Source organism: Rhodococcus sp. IEGM 1307, assembly GCF_030056915.1.
Lineage (GTDB): Bacteria > Actinomycetota > Actinomycetes > Mycobacteriales > Mycobacteriaceae > Rhodococcus_F > Rhodococcus_F opacus_D.
Genome location: NZ_JASHKW010000002.1, coordinates 364,877 through 380,927 on the forward strand (window position 1 = coordinate 364,877; position 16,051 = coordinate 380,927).

Annotated in this window: 15 protein-coding genes; 9 read left to right on the plus strand and 6 right to left on the minus strand. The window is 68.4% G+C overall.

The window, feature by feature from the left end; translation table 11 throughout:
* The 5 genes from QM841_RS05420 to QM841_RS05440 are packed head-to-tail and all read left to right on the plus strand — an operon-like array spanning position 1 to position 4,307.
* A complete protein-coding gene (locus QM841_RS05420) occupies positions 1–621 on the plus strand; it encodes a flavin reductase family protein (RefSeq protein ID WP_283331185.1) in 621 nt (206 codons plus the stop codon).
* Positions 618–2,078: a 4-hydroxyphenylacetate 3-hydroxylase family protein gene (locus QM841_RS05425; protein ID WP_283331186.1), complete on the plus strand. Its 1,461-nt coding sequence runs from the start codon at positions 618–620 to the stop codon at positions 2,076–2,078. The genes QM841_RS05420 and QM841_RS05425 overlap by 4 nt, the downstream gene beginning before the upstream one ends.
* Positions 2,075–2,488 carry a RidA family protein gene (locus QM841_RS05430; protein WP_283331187.1) on the plus strand — a complete coding sequence of 138 codons (414 nt, stop codon included), beginning with the start codon at positions 2,075–2,077 and terminating at the stop codon, positions 2,486–2,488. The genes QM841_RS05425 and QM841_RS05430 overlap by 4 nt, the downstream gene beginning before the upstream one ends.
* Positions 2,485–3,156 (plus strand): DUF1028 domain-containing protein, encoded by a 672-nt coding sequence (locus QM841_RS05435; protein ID WP_283331188.1) that lies wholly within the window; start codon positions 2,485–2,487, stop codon positions 3,154–3,156. The genes QM841_RS05430 and QM841_RS05435 overlap by 4 nt, the downstream gene beginning before the upstream one ends.
* Complete coding sequence (locus QM841_RS05440) at positions 3,153–4,307, plus strand: M20 family metallopeptidase (RefSeq protein ID WP_283331189.1); 1,155 nt, start codon at positions 3,153–3,155, stop codon at positions 4,305–4,307. Before QM841_RS05435 ends, QM841_RS05440 begins: the two co-directional genes overlap by 4 nt.
* On the opposite strand, the gene QM841_RS05445 is transcribed toward QM841_RS05440, so the two are convergent.
* A complete protein-coding gene (locus QM841_RS05445) occupies positions 4,304–4,711 on the minus strand; it encodes a VOC family protein (RefSeq protein ID WP_105413483.1) in 408 nt (135 codons plus the stop codon). The genes QM841_RS05440 and QM841_RS05445 overlap by 4 nt on opposite strands.
* A 165-nt stretch (positions 4,712–4,876) precedes the next feature.
* The gene (locus QM841_RS05450; RefSeq protein ID WP_283331190.1) at positions 4,877–6,289 is read right to left on the minus strand and encodes a purine-cytosine permease family protein; all 1,413 of its coding nucleotides are present in this window, start codon (positions 6,287–6,289) and stop codon (positions 4,877–4,879) included.
* Between the two features lie 144 nt (positions 6,290–6,433).
* Here QM841_RS05450 and QM841_RS05455 point away from each other — a divergent pair, with 144 nt between their 5' ends.
* Both QM841_RS05455 and QM841_RS05460 read left to right on the plus strand, forming a co-directional pair.
* Positions 6,434–7,177, plus strand: a complete 744-nt coding sequence (locus QM841_RS05455; RefSeq protein WP_283331191.1) for a DUF429 domain-containing protein — start codon at positions 6,434–6,436, stop codon at positions 7,175–7,177.
* Between the two features lie 112 nt (positions 7,178–7,289).
* Entirely contained in the window at positions 7,290–7,745 is a 456-nt protein-coding gene (locus tag QM841_RS05460) for a tellurite resistance TerB family protein (protein WP_005254018.1), read from the plus strand.
* 43 nt (positions 7,746–7,788) lie between these two features.
* Here QM841_RS05460 and QM841_RS05465 read toward each other — a convergent pair whose 3' ends face one another.
* The 3 genes from QM841_RS05465 to QM841_RS05475 all read right to left on the minus strand — a co-directional run bounded on the left by QM841_RS05465 (position 7,789) and on the right by QM841_RS05475 (position 11,961).
* Positions 7,789–11,061, minus strand: a complete 3,273-nt coding sequence (locus tag QM841_RS05465; RefSeq protein ID WP_283331309.1) for an arabinosyltransferase domain-containing protein — start codon at positions 11,059–11,061, stop codon at positions 7,789–7,791.
* Positions 11,062–11,172: 111 nt separating this feature from the next.
* Positions 11,173–11,295 (minus strand): hypothetical protein, encoded by a 123-nt coding sequence (locus QM841_RS05470; protein ID WP_283331192.1) that lies wholly within the window; start codon positions 11,293–11,295, stop codon positions 11,173–11,175.
* Positions 11,296–11,382: 87 nt separating this feature from the next.
* A complete protein-coding gene (locus QM841_RS05475; protein ID WP_283331193.1) occupies positions 11,383–11,961 on the minus strand; it encodes a DUF4232 domain-containing protein in 579 nt (192 codons plus the stop codon).
* Positions 11,962–12,123: 162 nt separating this feature from the next.
* Between QM841_RS05475 and QM841_RS05480 the strand changes: the two genes are divergently transcribed.
* Together QM841_RS05480 and QM841_RS05485 are read left to right on the plus strand one after the other, a co-directional pair.
* Positions 12,124–13,548: an aldehyde dehydrogenase family protein gene (locus tag QM841_RS05480; RefSeq protein ID WP_283331194.1), complete on the plus strand. Its 1,425-nt coding sequence runs from the start codon at positions 12,124–12,126 to the stop codon at positions 13,546–13,548.
* Between the two features lie 160 nt (positions 13,549–13,708).
* The gene (locus QM841_RS05485; RefSeq protein ID WP_283331195.1) at positions 13,709–14,506 is read left to right on the plus strand and encodes an SDR family NAD(P)-dependent oxidoreductase; all 798 of its coding nucleotides are present in this window, start codon (positions 13,709–13,711) and stop codon (positions 14,504–14,506) included.
* On the opposite strand, the gene QM841_RS05490 is transcribed toward QM841_RS05485, so the two are convergent.
* Positions 14,500–15,882 (minus strand): flavin monoamine oxidase family protein, encoded by a 1,383-nt coding sequence (locus QM841_RS05490; protein WP_283331196.1) that lies wholly within the window; start codon positions 15,880–15,882, stop codon positions 14,500–14,502. The two genes, QM841_RS05485 and QM841_RS05490, sit on opposite strands and share 7 nt — an antisense overlap.
* Positions 15,883–16,051: the final 169 nt, after the last annotated feature.

Genomic DNA, 16,051 nt, shown 5'->3' on the forward strand with positions numbered 1-16,051 from the left:
ATGCCGATCGCTGACCGTCACCCAGCCGTCGAAACGACGGCCCGAACATCGGTGGCCTCACCGATGCCGGACAACTCGACCGCGAACTTCGTCATGGCCATGAGCGCTGTCGCGACCGGAGTCACCGTCGTCGCGACCGACGGTCCCGGCGGGCGCGCCGCACAGACCGTGAGTGCGATGTGCTCCGTCTCGGCCGACCCGGCGCTGGTGCTGGTCTGCCTGCACGGACGAAGCCCGGTCAACGACGCGATTTCCGGGAACGGTGCCTTCTGCGTCAATGTGCTTGCCACCCAGCACGATCACGTCGCCGACACCTTCGCCGGCCGGCCCTGGCCGGGCAAGCAGCGGTGGGACTTCACCTGCGGGCACTGGACCGTGGCCGAATCCGGCTCACCCCGCGTCCACGACGCGATCGCGTCGTTCGACTGCACCGTCCACGACGTCATCGAGGCCGGCACCCACCGTGTCTACATCGGACGCGTCGCCGCGGTGGAGGCACACCCCGGTGAACCGCTCGTGTACGCCTCCCACACCTACAGCAAGCCTGCAGCGTTCGAACCTTCCACCTTCCCCGACTACCCGGACGCACACCCCGCGCCGAGGACCAGGAGCACGAAATGATCCGCACCGGAGACGAATACAGGGAGTCCATCAGGGACGGCCGCGAGGTCTGGGTCGACGGGGAACGCGTCAAGGACGTGGCCGACCACCCCATGTTCAAGCCGATCGTCGACGTGCGGGCACGCATCTACGACCTCGCGCACGACGAGGCCACGCAGGACGCGATGACCTACGTCGACCCCGAATCCGGCGAACGCAACGCCATCGCCAACAAGCTCCCCCGCACGCAGCAGGACTGGCTCGACAAGCGCGCCGCCGTCGACCTGGTCCTCGAGGACACCCGGGGCGTGGTCACCCGCGTCGGTGACGAGACCATCGGCGAGATGTGGTCGCTGTTCGACGGTCAGGACGTCCTCAACGAGGTCGACCCGCGCTTCTCGGAGAACATCCGCCGCCACCTGGAGCGTTCAGTCCGGGAGGACCCGTTCCACGTGTCGGCGAACACCGACCCCAAGGGCGACCGGTCCAAGGCGCCGCAGGATCAGGACCCCGACATGCTCCTGCACGTCGTGAAGGAGACCGACAACGGCATCGTCGTGCGCGGCGCGAAGTACGAGACCGCCGCCGCCTACTCCAACCAGGCGTTCACCAAACCCACCATTGCCAACTGGGGAAACAGTGAACTGTCCGACTACGCCGTCGGATTCGTGCTCGACATGGGCGCGCCGGGGCTGAAGTACATCTCCCGCAACGGGTTCGCCGGCCGCGGGCCGTCCGCCGACTACCCGCTCGCCAACCGGGTCGACGAGGTGGAGTCCCTCGTCGTGTTCGACAACGTCGAGATCCCCTGGGAAGACGTCCTGTTCTACCGGCACACCCGGGCGGCCACGTTCATCCGCTCCACCCTGCATCGCTACAGCGCGTTCCCGTTCGTGCAACGCACGCTGCACCTCGCCGATCTGATGATCGGATCCGCACTGTGGAACGTCAAGCAGAGCGGGCTCGAGAAGCAGCAGGCGGTGCAGGAGAAGCTCGCCCAGCTCGCCTGCTACCGGGAGACCATCAACGCCCACCTCACCGCGGCCATCTCACTCGCCGAGCCCAGCCCGGGTGGCCTGCTCATGCCCAACCAGTCCCTGCTCTACACCGGCCGGGTGATGGCGCTCAGCCAGCTGCCCGCGATGATGCACATCGCCCGCGAGCTGTGCGGCGGCCAGATCTGCATCACCCCGGACGCCGCCACGTTCGCCGACCCCGACGTCGCGCCGTGGCTGGAGAAGTTCTACTCCATCAACGACAACTGGGTGGCCGACGACCGTCGCAAGCTTCTCGCGTTCGCCCGCGACCTGCTCAACAGCGACTACGCGGGACATCGCCTGACGTTCCAGCTCTTCGCCCAGTCACCACCGTTCGCGCAGCTCGCCGCCGTCTACCGCAACTTCGACTTCGACGGGCCGCTCGGGCTGGTCAAGGCCGCAGCGGGGCTGTCGGACAACGTCGACGGGGGTGCGGCATGACCACCCACACCCGCATCCGCCCGTTCAACACCCGCGACACGTACCCGGAACAGAACCTCGACAACGACCTCGCGCAAGCGGTCGTCGCCGGCGGAGTCGTGTATCTCCGCGGGCAGATCGGTCAGGATCTCGACACCCGGGAGTCGGTGGGAATCGGCGACGTCGAGGCCCAGGCCGAGAAGGCGATGGTGAACATCGCGATGCTGCTGAAGGAATCGGGCAGCCGGCTCGAGGACGTCGTCAAGGTCACCATCTACCTGGTGGACGTCCGGTACCGCGAGACCGTCTACCGGGTGGTCGGACGCTGGCTGAAGGGTGTGCACCCCGTGTCCACCGGCATCGTCGTCGACGCCCTCGCCCGGCCCGAATGGCTCGTCGAGATCGACGCGACGGCAGTGATCAGCTCATGACGTTCTCACTCGTCGCCCGTGATTCCGGGGGCGCGTTCGGGATGGTCGTCTGCTCCTCCAGCCCCGCCGTGGCCGCACGGTGCCTGCACGTGCGGTCCGGGGTCGGTGTCGTCGCCTCCCAGAACGTGACCAATCCGCAGCTGGGACCGCTCGGCCTCGACGCGCTCGCGTCGGGTGCGAATGCGGAGACCGCACTGAAAAGCGCACTCGCGCAGGAGAAGTTCCCGGATTGCCGCCAGGTCGTCGTCGTCGATGCGGACGGCGGCACGGCCGTGCACTCGGGCGCGCAGACGTTGGGCATCCACAGCAGTGCGCAGGGCAGCGGCGCCGCCGTCGCCGGCAACATGCTCCGCGACGAAGGCGTCATCCGATCGCTGCTGTTCGGCTACGTGTCGAGCGCGGCCCCGACGTTCGAGGGCAGACTGCTCGACGGTCTCACCGCGGCCGTCACCGCGGGCGGGGAGGCGGGGCCCGTGCACTCGGCGGGAATCCAGGTGGTCGAGGACGTGCCCTGGCCCGTCACCGATCTGCGCGTCGACTGGCACGACGACCCGGTCGGCGAACTGCGCCGACTGTGGACGGTGTGGGAACCGCAGAAGCGGGACTACCGGGTGCGCGGTGTCGACCCGACGGCCGCCCCGTCCTACGGCGTGCCGGGGGACCTGTGAGCGCCGACGCCGCGGTTCGTGACGGAGCGAGGAAGGCGGAAGACCGGATCCTGGCTCTGTCGCACGACCTTCACGCCCACCCGGAGGTCGCGTGGGAGGAGGAACGTTCGTGCGTCCGGGTGGCCGGGGTGCTGTCGGACGCCGGTTTCACGGTCGAGCAGCAGTACGTCGGACTGCCCACCGCGTTCCGCGCGCACGTCGGTTCCGGACCGCTGCACCTCGCGGTCTGCGCGGAATACGACGCGCTCCCCGGGCTCGGGCACGCGTGCGGGCACAACGTCATCTCCGCCATCTCGGTGGGCACGGCGCTGGCCCTCGCCCCGCTGGTCGACGACCTCGGCATCACCCTGGCGGTGCTCGGCACTCCCGCCGAGGAAGGCGGGGGCGGCAAGATCGACATGCTGAAACGCGGTGCGTTCGAGGACGTCCACGCCGCGGTCATGGCCCACCCCGGCCCGGTCGACGTCGCCCGGGCCGAACCGTACGCGGTGTCCCACAGCCACATCCGGTACGACGGCAAGGCGGCACACGCCGCCGCGTACCCGGAGCGGGGCGTCAACGCGGCCGACGCGTTCACGGTGGCGCAGGTCGCCATCGGGCTTCTCCGGCAACAGCTTCCGTCGAGCACGCGAGTGCACGGGATGATGACCCGCGGGGGAGAGGCGCCCAACGCCATTCCCCAGCGGACCGAAGGTCGCTGGTACGTGCGCGCGGAGACGCTGGAGGAGCTGGCCCGCATCGAACCTCGGGTGGCCCGCTGCTTCGAGGCCGGCGCCGTCGCAACCGGCTGTGAACTCACCATCGCCCCGGAAAGCGAACCGTACTCGGAGTTCCGCACCGACGAAGCGCTGCTCGCGTCGTACGTCCGGCACGCGGAGGGGCTGGGCCGCGTGTTCCGCACCGGCGCGGACTCGCTGATGAACCGGGCCTCCACCGACATGGGCAACGTCTCGCAGGTGATTCCCGCGATCCACCCCTACATCGGAATCGACTCCGCGCCCGCGGTCAACCATCAGGCCGAGTTCGCCGCGGCCAGCGCCGCGCCCGCCGCAGACCGGGCGGCCGTCGACGGTGCGCTGGCCCTCGCCCTGACCCTGCTCGACGCCTGCGGCTCCGCCACCCGTGAGTACTTGTTAACCGCCCGACGTTAAGAAGTACTCACGGGTGGGGCAAAGAATTCGAGCGCGATGTTGTCGGGGTCGCGGAACGAGATGCCGGAACCGTAGTGCGCCGTCTTGATGCCCCCGTGCTCGATGCCGAGGGCGTCGAGCCGCTCCACCCACCGGGGCAGCGCGTCGGGGGAACACTGGAACGCGATGTGGTCGAGTCCGACCTGCCGTTCGTCGAAACGTGCGGGAGCGCCGCTGTCGGGGTGCGTGTGGAGGCCGAAGAGCATGCCGCCGTCGAGCGCGAACACCGTGTGGTGGAAGGTTCCCGATTCCTCGTCCTCGTCGAGCACGGGGGCTGATCCGAACAGTGCGGTGTACCAGGCGGTGCTGGCCGGTAGGTCGGACACGGTGATCGCGACGTGGGTGAGGCCCGGGAAACTGGACATCTGCGACAACTTCCTTCTCCGGTGAATCGGTCTCTTCTTTCGACCCTAGCGAGTCGGCGCTGCCGGGTGGTGGACAAACGCGAAACCCTGCCCGAGCGGACAGGGGCGGGCACCACGCACACCGCCCGAGCCTGTAACGGGCTCGGGCGGTGCGGTGTTCGAGGACTACAGGCGCGCAGGCTCACGCGTCGCGGCGGACGTGCTCTTCGCTCCGGTCGAGCCGCGCCGCGCGAGGAGCAGGTAGAGGGGTCCGGTCACCACGAGTCCGGCCACCCAGGACAGGTCGGCGCCGCCGAGGAACGCGGACACCGGGCCCGTGTAGAGGGATGTGGCCATGAACGGAATCTGGACGACGATGCCGAGCAGGTAGGCGGTGATTGCCGTCCAGTTGAACCGGCCGTAGACGCCGCCGTCGAAGCGGAAGATCGACTCGAGGTCGTAGACGCCCTTGTGGATGATGTAGAAGTCGATGAGGTTGATCGCCGTCCACGGCACCAGGACCACCAGGAGGACGACCACCAGATCGACGAAGTGCGCGACGAAGTCGGCCGACAGCGCGATGGCGACGACGGACGCCGCGACGAGGATGATCGTCGAGAGGATGATGCGGGCGTGGGCGGTCGGAATCCAGCGGGCGCGGAACGTCTGGACCGACGTGATGATGGCGAGGACGGCGCCGTACAGGTTCAGCGCGTTGTGGCTGATGACGCTGAGCAGGAACAGCACCAGCATGATGCTGCCGAGGCTTCCCGTCGTCGCCTTGACGCCGTCCATCGTGCCCATGCCGATCGGTGCGGCCAGCGTGACGACCGCGCCGAACGCGAAGGCGAGGAACGAGCCGAGGGTGCAACCGAGGTAGGTCGCCCAGAACGTCGACGGCACACCGACGTCCTTGGGGAGGTACCGCGAGTAGTCGGACACGTAGGGTGCGAACGCGATCTGCCAGAGCGCGCCGAGTGACACGGTGGCCAGCCAGCCGGCGAAGTTGAAGTCGCCCCGCGTGAGGAAGTCCGACGGCAGGTCGCCGGTGAGGATGGCGAAGAAGCCCACCAGGATTCCGATTCCGAGGACCCAGGTTCCGATGCGGTTGAGGATGTGGATCAACCGGTAGCCGATGATGCAGATGACGGCGGAGCCGAGAGCGCCGGCCACGATTCCCACGTCCACGGGGATGCCGTTCACGATCCCGTGCATCGACTGGCCGGCCAGGACGATGTTCGATGAGAAGAAGCCGAGATACATGACGGCGGCGATCACCACGATGATGAGCGCCCCGAACGTGCCGAACTGGCCGCGGCTCTGGATCATCTGGGGGATCCCCATCTGGGGTCCCTGCGCCGAATGCAACGCCATCAGGGCGCCGCCGGCGAGATGTCCGACGACGAACGCGACGAGGCTCCACCACAGCGAGAGTCCGAACAGACTGGGGCCGAGGGCGCCGGTCACGATCGGGAGCGGGGCGAGGTTGCCGCCGAACCACAGCGTGAACAGATCGCGAACCTTGCCGTGGCGATCGGATTCCGGGACGAACCCGATGGTGTGCTTCTCCAGCATCGGGGCGACGTGGGTGTCGGGCATCAATCCTCCGAACGGCGCAAGTGCGCCACTTCTAGGTCGAGTAGTGGAGACCACAATGGTCGGAGGCAGTGAATCTGTACAGAACAACTAACTGATGCGTTGCATCACTTCTTCTGATTCAGCAGGTCGGACTAGCCTGGGCCGATGCGCACCGTGGGAGTCGACCTGGCGGCCGAACCGAAGAAGACGGCCCTGGCGGTCATCGACTGGTCCGGCGGTGTGGCCCGCGTCGAGTCCGTCCGGCTGGGAGCCGGGAACGACGCCGTCACCGAGGCCGTGCTGGCCTGCGACAGGACCGGTATCGATGCACCGTTCGGCTGGCCCGACGCGTTCGTCCGCATGGTGTCCGAGCATCACGCCGGCCGACTGTCCGCGACCAGCGGTCTCGCCAACCGCGAGGGGCGTCGACCGTTGACGAAGCGGCGCACCGACCTCGTGGTGCAGGCCGCGACGGGGATATCCCCGCTCAGTGTGTCGGCGGATCTCATTGCACACGTCGCGTTGCGCTGCGCCGGAATACTTGCGGAACTCGGCGACCTCGGCATCGACGTCGGACGCGTCGACGGCCGCGTGGTCGAGGCGTATCCGGCGGCCGCGCTGCGCACCTGGGGGCTGGTGTCGCGGGGATACAAGAGCGCTCAGAACCGGGTGACGCTGGGGGAGTTGGTCGACGCGCTCCTGGCGGCCGCGGACTGGTTGGAACTCGGTGCATTCCAGACGATCTGCCGCGAATCGGACGACGCCCTCGACGCCGTGCTGGCCGCCGTCATCGCACGGGCCGCGGCCGTCGGCTGCACAGCACTACCCGAGGGCGACGACCGCGCCGTCGCCGAGCGGGAGGGATGGATCCACGTGCCGACGGGAGGCCTGCAGGCGCTGCAGCCCTAGCGGCGGATTCCTGCGACTGCGCTGGTAGACCGACCGCGGCGACGCCCCCGGGCGAAACCTGGCAAATTGGACACCACACGCACCGTGCGTGGGCACACGAAGAAGGAGTCCAATGGCTTTCTGGGATCAGCTGAAGGCAAAGGCGTTCGAGATGAACGGCCAGCTCAAGACCAAGACGGCACAGTTCCAGAACAAGGAGTTCGCCAACGCCAGCATGGCCATGTGCGCCCTCATCGCCGCGGCGGACGGGACCATCGACCCGTCCGAGCGTCAGAAGACCGCGGCGCTGATCACCAGCAACGAGGCGCTGAGTGTGTTCCCGTCGGACGAGCTGAGTCAGAAGTTCGACTGGTACTGCAGCAAGCTGCAGTCCGACTTCGAGTTCGGCAAGATCGAGGCCACCGCGACCATCGCGAAGCTGAAGTCCAAGCAGGATCAGGCACGTGCCGTCATCCAGATAGGCATCGTCATCGGTGGCGCCGACGGCAACTTCGACCAGCACGAGCGAAACGTGGTGCGCGACGCCTGTTTCGCCGTCGGCATCGCCCCGGCGGAATTCGAACTCTGAGGTGATCGGTGACGCGCCCGGCTCACGGGCGCGTCACCGACGCTCAGTAGGCCGTGATGATCGGCGCCGGGTTCCACATGCCCGAACGCTGAGTCCGGGTGGTGTCGATCTCCGCGGTCTTCGCGTCGGGGTCGAGCGGGGAGTACTGCTCCACTCCGCCCCAGTCACGGTCCCAGTCGTCCCGCAGATACGACGGTATGGTTCGGCTCGCCCGGGTCATCTCGATCCAGCCCAGGGGGCCTCCGCCGTACCGGTCCTGCCACAGGCTCGTCATGATCGCGCCGGGACGGTCGGGAAGGATCCGGTACTCGGGCGCCTCCGCGACCCCGGTGCGGTGGTCGAACGGTCGCTGGCACGGAAAGGCAAGTCCCACAGCCCAGTCGATCATCACGGGTGCGTCGGATCCGATCACGTCGTTGAGTGTCTGCGTCCGCGGAACACGCGGCGGTGTCACCGCCAGCCACTGCTGCGGATCACTGTCCGAATCCGACGCCACGAGGCGGATCACATCCGTATCGTCCGGCAGGGAATCGAGCGGGACGCGCAGATTCCGCCAGGAGGGTGCCGGGCCGATGTCGATCGGCGTCACGCGCCCCGCCACCGCGACCGCGCCGTCCGGCCCCGTGGTGCCGTATTCCACCTCGAGATTCTGGCCGTACGTGACGACGCCGTCCGCGTCGACGGAGTGGATGCGGCCCGCCGCGGCGATGGAGATGATGTCGCCCGCCCCGGCGTCCGAGTCGGGATTCGGCAACCGGTACCAGCCGGTGCTCAGTGACGCGTCGCCGTCGCTGCCGTCGCTGCCGAGGACCGGCGTGCGGTCGGGGTCGAGGCCGAACGGCAGGGCCACCGCGCTGCCGTTGACACCCACTGCGCCGGCGCCGCCGCCGGTGCCCGCAGCATTGCTCGACGCCGTCTGCTCGGTGTTGTCGGTTGTGACGGAGTTGGCGACACCCGCATCCGACGATTCCTCGTCGGCACTGAGGTCGCCGGCGACGCCGTTCGGTGTGAAGCCGACGGTGCCGGTACCCGCTAGGGCGGTGGCGGCGTCGCCGGACAGCGGTTGCAGCAGCGACGCGTTCGGATCGGTTTCGAGCAGGACGTCGTTGGCGAGACCGCACGGTGCGCCGGTGACGGCGTCGACGTTGGAACGGGCGAGGGAGAACGCGGGATACTGCGCGACCGCGCCCTTCGCCATCGACAGCACCTCGAACAGCACCATCGCGGCGGCCGCCACCGTCAACGGCGGGATCGCCCACAACCGGCGTCGCCGCACGGCGTCGGTCCGGGTGTAGGGCTCGCGGAAGTAGCACCACGCCGCGATCAGCAGCATCACCAGCGTGGCGCCGAGGAGGATCGTGCCGGCGCCCAGGCCGGCGATCGACACCGGCTTGTCCCACCACGGGACGCTGTAACTGGACACGTACCACCACCCGTTGGTGCTGGTGAAACACATCGCCAGCAGGAACAGCACGGCGGCCACGAACAGGGCGCGGTTGCGCGGCGAGCGCACCACGGCGGTGCTCACCGCCACGGACGCGAGGACGGCGAGCGACCCCGCGAGGCCGGCGTAGATGCCGAAGTGGTGCGTCCACTTGGTGGGCGTGAACATCATCAGCCCCATCGCGGCGAGCGTGATGCCGATGAGCCGCCGCGACGGTCCGGCCGCGGTCCCGGGGATCCGGCCGCCCTTGCGGAGCATCACGAAGACCGTCACGGCCAGGCTCAGCACCATCACGAACACGCCGAACCGGCGCGCCAGGGAACCGTCGACGGAGATGTTCAGCAGGTACTGGTAGCGGAGGTATTCGTCGAACCAGGGAACGTTGGGGCCGATCGCATGTACGTGCTGCATCTCCATGACGGCGGCGAGGGTCTGGTCGGCGAACACCGCCACCAGGATCACGGTCCCCGACGCGACGAGCGGCGCCAGCAAGGCGACGTATCCCACCGTCTTGGCCCGCGCGATCACGATCTGCAGGATCGGCCGGGCGCCCGCGACCAGGGCGCCGAAACAGATCAACCCGGACGGACCCGCGGTCAGCGTGGCCGCACCGACCAGGATCGCCACCGCGGCGGGCAGAAGTCGCCGGGTCGCGACGGCGCGTTCCACGGAGCACCAGGTGAGCAGCACGCCCACCGCGACGATCGGCTCGGGCCGCAGACCGTTGTTGTACGGGAGCCAGAACGCGAGGAACACCAATCCGCCGGTCCACAGCGCGAGCCGGTTGCCGCGGACGGCGGCGCCGAGTCGCGGTGCGACTTCACGGCTGATCACCAGCCACGCGACGATGCCGGCGAGCAGCGCGGGCAGACGCACGAACGGGCTCGCCGGGGTGATGTTCGCCAGCACCGCGAGGACGTCGTAGTACGGAGACCCGAACGGCGCCTCCGGGACGCCGTACCAGCGGAAGTAGTTGGCCATGTACCCCGCGGCCTCGGAGGTGCGGGCCATGTTGAACTGATAGCCGTCGTCGGAGGTGGAGGCGCCGATGAAATGCCACAGCACCAGCGTGCCGATGACGACGGCGTCGACGGCCCCGAACGACCACCAGCGGGTGGGCAGGAATCGTCGTGCCCGGCGTCCGTCCACGTCGTCGAGACGGTGCAGAGCCACCAGTGCCAGAATCGTCGCGAGCGCGCCCACCACCATGGCGACGAACTTGAGGGTCGACGGCGTCGACGAGAAGCGGCTGTCGATCTCAGCGGTCACCTGCAGTCCGTCGGGCGCCGCACCGTCGAGGTCGCTGAAGATGCCCACCATCTGAGGGCGGAGGTCGCCGTCGACGACGGTCGGTGCGTCCTGGCCCGCCGCGACGAATCCCGCGGTGGTCCGCGTGGAATCCGACGACACCACGAGTGCGCAGTCTGCGGGTAGCTGGTCCAGCGGCGATGACAGCAGCACCTTGTTCCGCAACAGCACCTCGACGCCGGCGGGACCGTCCGGGGTCGCAGGATTCACCCTGGCGACCAGTCCGTACCTCCCGGCGTCGGCGGCGCCCGCGGGGGCGGTGGAGGTCAGGATCCCGCCGCGGTCGGCGAGTTCGCCGACCGCCGAACAGGGGATCTGCACGTCGAGGCTCAGCGGCGCGTAGGTGACGAGCGGTGCCTCGACGCTTCCGGTGCTGCCGTTCTGCGGCCAGCTGAGGGTCGCGCTGTCCTGCTCGACCGGAAGGAACGGGAGCGACAACGTGAGCAACACTCCGAAGACGGAGGCGATGATCGCGAGAAGGCGGGCGGAGCGGACCGACTGACCGAGGGGAGATGACTGGGGCGGGGTCCCGATCGGCGACTCGTCCGAGTCGTCTCTGGACACTTTCGCCGATTCCAGCCTGCTGTCAGTCACGACGTCGGATAGTACCCATCCGCGCCAATCGTTAGCGAAGGCAAGAACAGGTCCGGTCGGAGGACCGGCCACCCCGGCGGATCACATGTGGAAGTGCTTCAGGATCCGCGACCGGCGTTGCGGTCGTGTGAGGAGATGGTGGTGGTGCCGCGGACCGCGGCGGTGCTGAACCTCGGAATGCACTTCGCGGATGATCTCGAACATGCCTCCGCCTTCCTTCTACGCGAGTCGGTAGCCCGACGGTAGGTCGGGAACAGGGTGAGCCGATTCACCCGGGGCGGGTGAACCAGGTCACCCGATCACGGGCTGCACCGACAGCTGTTTCACGCCGGTCTGCGAACAGCCGGTGGTGGGGTAGGGGAGGAATACCGACCCGGTGTCGTCGGGTGGGTACACCCGGAATCCCGCGACCGGAGTGGGGCCACACGTCTCGGCCGGATAGTTCTGCACCACCGTGGCGCGCACGGCTGCGGTGGCCCGCGAGCCCGGAGCGACCGTCACCGGAGTCTCGGTGCCGCCGTCCCGATCGGCCGCGGCACCCACCTGCGGACCGTCCGGGGACGCAACGTACGAGACCCCCGGGTATCCGTGGAGGACGCAATTTCGGGTGCCGGTGTTGGTGAAGACGAGCGGGATCTCCTGAGATCCGGCGGCCCCGCTCGCCTGTCCGAGCGTCACCTGTAGTTCGCCGATCAGGCAGCGGTCGGGGTGCGGTGCGGTCGCCTCGAACGGTGCGGATCTCGTGACGGTGATGTCACGCGAGGGTTCGGCGGTCCCCGTCTCGTCCGTCGAGCCACAGGCCGAGGCGGTGAGCGCGGCGGTGATTCCGAGTACGCCGAGAAGGGCGCGTGCCGGTGACTGCGTGCGCATCTGATCGCTCCTCCTATTGATGTGCTGCCGTAGTCGATGGTCCGCGATCGGTGGCATCCCGGTATGTGATTCGGGGAGATCGCATTCGCCCCTCGCCGGACGATTCCGGTCGTAGGCTGCGGGGCGCAGGGGATCCGCGACACATTCACTGGAGGCAGACCGATGAGCGAAGTTCTGGACCGGACCAAGATCTACATCGACGGATCCTGGGTCGATTCGCAGGGGACGGGCCGGATCGACGTGGTGAATCCGGCCACCGAAGACGTCATCGCGGTGGTCGCCGAGGGCACCGCCGACGACGTCGATCGCGCCGCGAAGGCCGCGCGAGCAGCCTTCCCCGCATGGTCTGCGCTCAGCGGCAAGGAACGTGGCGAGTACCTCCGGAAGGCGGCCGCCCTGATCCAGGAGCGCCTCGACGACTTCACTGCCCTGGTGTCCCGCGACATGGGCATGCCGCTGGGATTCGCGAAGCCCATCCAGATCGGCATGCCGCTCGCGAACCTCGCCGCCTTCGCCGAACTGGCCGCCACCTACGACTTCGACGCCCACGAGGTGGGCAACTCGCTGATCGTGCGCGAGCCGATCGGTGTCGTCGGGGCGATCACCCCGTGGAATTTCCCGCTCCACCAGGTGGTGCTCAAGGTCGGCGGTGCTCTGGCCGCGGGGTGCACCGTGGTGCTCAAGCCGACCGAGGTTGCACCGCTCGCCACGTACGCACTCGCCGACGTCTTCGACGAAATCGGTCTGCCGGCAGGCGTGTTCAATCTCGTCAGCGGATTCGGGCCCGTCGTGGGCGAGGCGATCGCCGGCCATCCCGAGGTGGACATGGTCTCGTTCACCGGCTCCACCCGCGCGGGCAAGAGGGTCGCGGTGGTCGCGGCCGAGACGGTGAAGAAGGTGGCACTCGAGCTCGGCGGCAAGTCCGCCAACGTCATTCTCGACGACGCCGACCTGACGAAGGCTGTCACCGACGGAGTGGCCAAGTGTTTCCTCAACTCCGGTCAGACGTGCTCGGCGCTGACCCGGATGCTGGTCCCCGCGGGCAAGGTGGACGAGGCCGCCGCCATCGCGGCGCAGGTCGCGCAGAACTACTCGGTCGGCGATCCGACGGCCGCCACCTCCGTGCTGGGGCCGCTGGTGAACTCGAACCAGCTGAAGCGGGTGCGCGGCTACATCGAACAGGGCATCGCGGAAGGCGCGCACGCCGTACTCGACGGCCGGGAGACCGGCCAGGAATCCGGCTACTTCGTCGGCCCCACCGTGTTCTCCGGTGTCACCGAGGACATGACCATCGCCAAGGAGGAGATCTTCGGCCCCGTCCTGTCGATCATCGGATACCAGGACGAGGACGACGCCGTGCGGATCGCCAACGCGACGGAGTACGGCCTCGCCGCCGGCGTGTGGTCCGGTGACCAGGACCGCGCCGACCGCGTCGCGCGGCAGCTGCGCGCAGGCCAGGTCGAGGTGAACGGCGGGGCGTTCAACACCAACGCCCCGTTCGGCGGGTACAAGCAGTCGGGCATCGGCCGCGAGGCCGGCGTCCTCGGCTTCGAGGAGTTCCTCGAGATCAAGTCGATCCAGCGGTAGGCGGCTTCGCCGCCGTGCGCCTTTTTGGTAGCAGTGACTACCAAAAAGGCGCACGGGTGCGGAGCGCAATTGGCCTCACGCTGAACCGAATCCGTGACTCCCGACCGCCGCGGTCCTACCCTCGAACCGAGGGGTGGACAGTGGAGATGAGGAGAACGACATGGATCTCGGTCTGGGCGGCAAGCGGGCCGTCGTCACCGGCGGCAGCCGCGGAATCGGTTTCGCGATCGCGCGCAGCCTCGCGTCGGAGGGGGTCGACGTGGTGCTCGCGGCCAGGGGCGTCGAGGCGCTGGAATTGGCGGCGAAGACGCTGTCGCAGGAGACCGGGCGCCGGGTGATCGGCGTCCCCACCGACACCGGCGACGACGGTTCGGTGCGCGCCCTCGTGCAGCGGACGGTGGACGAACTCGGTGGCGTCGACATTCTCGTGAACGCCGCGGCCACACCGTGGAGTGCGGGCAAGCCGAGCGACTTCGCGTCCACCACCGACGACGTGGTGCGCGCTGAACTCGAGATCAAGGTGCTCGGCTATCTGCGGACCGCCCGCGCGGTGGCACCGCACCTCGTGGAGCAGGGGTGGGGACGGATTATCAATATCAGCGGGCTCGGTGCACGCCAGGCCAATTCCATCGCGCAGACCGTGCGGAACGTCGGTGTGTCGGCGCTGACGAAGAACCTCGCCGACGAACTCGGGCCGCACGGAATCAACGTGACGGTGGTGCATCCGGGACTGACGCGGACGGAGCGACTCGTCGACCGGTTGGCCAAGCAGTCCGAGGACGAAGGTGTTCCGGTCGCCGAGTTGGAGTCGCGGCTGGCCACCAACTCGATCCACCGGCTGATCGACGCGAGCGAGGTCGCGGACGTCGTCACGTTCCTGGCGTCACCGCGCAGTGTCGGGATCACCGGCGACGCGGTGGCCGTCGGCGGTGGTGCTCCGGGCGCCGTCTATTACTGAGCGCGGGCGGGTGACAGCACGCCGTCGTGTTCGGTGACTTCGCGGGCGGCGCGCTCCCCGGACCGGATGGCCCCGTCGACCCATCCGCACATCACGGACGAACTCTCCGTTCCTGCCCAGTGAATGCGACCGCAGGGCTTGCGGAGGGCGCGCCCGAATTGGGTGAGCACTCCCGTCGGCGCATGACTGAGCATGCCGCCGCCGGAGTACCGCTCGACGCTCCAGTTCTGCTCGATGTAGTCGACGGGGGAGGCTGCCTTACTTCCGAACCTCGCGGTCAACTCGCCGAGCACGGCCTTCTTCCGTTCCGCTTCCGGCAGTGTCCCGAGCTTGCGGGCGATCGGTCCCTCGACGATCACGCATAGAACACCGGGACGTCCCGTATCCGTGCTCGCGTCGATGGTGACGGTCGCGGGGGAGTCGGGTGCCGCCGACTGCCCCGACAGTCCGGCGGCGCGCCAGAAGGGTTCGTCGTAGAGGACGGCGATCTTCATGACCGCACCGCTCGGCATTCGCTGGTGCAGGAAGGACCGATCCATCGGCAGCAGCGGTTCGTAGACGATCTGGCTCGCGATCGCGAGGGGTACCGCGACGATCGCTCTCCGGGCCCGCACGGCCAGATCCGCGGAGCGGACGGTCACGCCGTCGCCGTCCTGCGCGATGTCCCGGACGGGTTGTGACAGGTGGAGCGCGTCGCCGATCTCGGCTGCCATCGGACGATAGACGGCACCCATTCCGCCGACCGGCCGCGCGTCCTCGGCGGCGTCCTTCACACCGAGGACGAAACTCGGACCGCCGCCGGATGCCATCTGGTACAGGACGAACAGCATCGACACCTCGGACGCCGCGGACGTGTAGCAGCCGGCGATGGCGGTCTCGAGAAGGTCGTGGGCGGGTGTGGACAGCGTGTTGTCGCCGAGCCATTTGGCGAGGCTGATCGAGTCCCACTTCGCTGCCTTCTTCGCCTCCCACGGCGCGTCCAGCGGGATCGTCTTGCACATCTCGCCGAGTTCGACGAACACGGCGCCGAGATTCGCGGCCGCCCACGGACTCATCGTCAGGGGAATCGTGCCCCTGTACCGGTACTGCTTGCCGTCGACGACCATCATCGCCTCGCCGTCGGTGTACTGCTTGTAACTCTTGACGCCGAATTCGTCCATCAGGGCGTAGATCCGGTCCTGTCCCGGCCCGATCCACGCACCGCCCCGATCGATCCACGAACCGTCTTCGCGGACCTCGGTGAACGTTCGGCCGCCGATCCGGTCACGCGCCTCCACGAGCGCGACCGATTGTCCGGCCTGCTTCAGGCGCAGTGCCGCCGTCAGTCCGGCGAATCCGGCGCCTACGACGCAATAGTCGACCTCGATGTCTGTCATGACACATCCCCTCGCGCTGCGCGCGCGGCCCTCGTGCGGCCGTATGTAACGGGTGCGCCGCCATTGGTCCTGGGGGTGTGAATTCCTCTCTCCGGGAATGAAATCGCCGCGCACAGAACATATTCATCCTTACTCGCGGCGAGTGGTCCGGTCAAGGCCCGACCCGTGA